Here is a 1,333-nt window from a genome sequence, read left to right as displayed (position 1 = left end):
TCTTGGCCGCGTAGCCGATGAGCGTGCCGAACCAGCCGAAGTCGGCGTCCCCGAACGTGGTGTTCTCCTCGCCGAAGGCGCCGAGGACCTTCAGGAGCAGCGCGGGCAGGAAGGTGATGAGGACGCCGTTGACGAAGGCACCGGCGGCGGCGCCGCGCCGCCCGCCCGTGGCGTTGCCGTAGACGCCCGCCGCTCCGCCGGTGAAGAAGTGCGGGACCAGGCCGGGCAGGACCAGGGCGAGGCCGAACGCGGGGTGGAAGATCCAGGCGAGCAGGCCGAGGCTGACGAGGCCGCCGACGAAGCTGGAGACGAAGCCGACGAGGACGGCGTTCTGGGCGTAGGGGAAGACGATCGGAGCGTCGAGCGAGGGCACCGCCCCCGGCACCAGCTTCCGCGCGATGCCTTGGAAGGCGGGGACGAGTTCGCCGAGGATCGTGCGGACGCCGAAGAGGATCACGGCGACCGCGATGCCGAACTGGAGGCCCTGCATCACGGACTGCATGACGTAGTCGCCGACACCGCTCGCGCCGTCCCCGCCCTCGCCGAAGGCCTTGAAGGCGGTCTCCTTGCCGGCCTTGCCGAGGAAGACCAGCGCCATGATGAGGTAGATCAGGACCATGGAAAGGGCGGTCGCCACCATCGAGTCGCGCAGGAAGCGCAGGCCCTCGGGGAGGTTCATCTCCTCGGTGCTGCGGCTGCGGCGGCCCACCAGTCGGCCGGTGACGCCCGACGCGATGTATCCGGCGGTGCCGAAGTGGCCGATGGCGACGCTGTCGTCGCCGGTGACGCGCTTGGTCCAGGGGTGCGCGAAGGCGGGCAGCGCCACCAGGAGGATGCCGAGCAGCACGCCGCCGACCACGACCACCGCCCAGGAGGACTGGCCCGCGATGGCGAGGACCATCGTCAGGAGCGTCGCCATGAACAGCATGTGATGGCCCGTGAGGAAGACGTAGCGCAGCGGTGTGAAGCGGGCGAGGAGCAGGCTGACCGCGAAGCCGAGGATCATCAGCCAGGCGACGCGGGCGCCGTACTTCTCCTGGGCGATGCCGACGATCGCCTCGTTGGTGGGGATCACGCCGTGGGCGCCGGTCGCGCCCTGGATCATCTCGCCGAGCGGGGCGAGCGCGCCGACGACGAGCGTGGCGCCCGCCCCGATCAGCAGGAAGCCCAGGGTCGCCTTGATGGCGCCGCCGACGACCTGCCCCGCCGGCTTCCGCAGGGCGAGCAGGCCCGCGGCCGTGATGAGGCCGATGAGGTAGGCGGGTTGGCTGAGGACCTGGTTGACGAGGAACTCGGCGATCGACACGAGCCAGTCCATGGGGGTTCCTTACGC

1 protein-coding gene is annotated in these 1,333 nt (G+C 70.7%); it reads right to left on the bottom strand.

The genetic code is table 11. From position 1 onward, the window contains the following. On the bottom strand, window positions 1–1,318 hold a 1,318-nt coding region (locus AB8Z36_RS39855), incomplete at its 3' end, for a PTS ascorbate transporter subunit IIC (RefSeq protein WP_369218244.1). Window positions 1,319–1,333: the final 15 nt, after the last annotated feature.

This window comes from Streptomyces flavofungini, from assembly GCF_041028215.1.
Taxonomy (GTDB): domain Bacteria; phylum Actinomycetota; class Actinomycetes; order Streptomycetales; family Streptomycetaceae; genus Streptomyces; species Streptomyces flavofungini_B.
The sequence above is the reverse complement of the archived record's forward strand: the minus strand, read 5'-3'. Positions and strand labels throughout refer to the sequence as shown.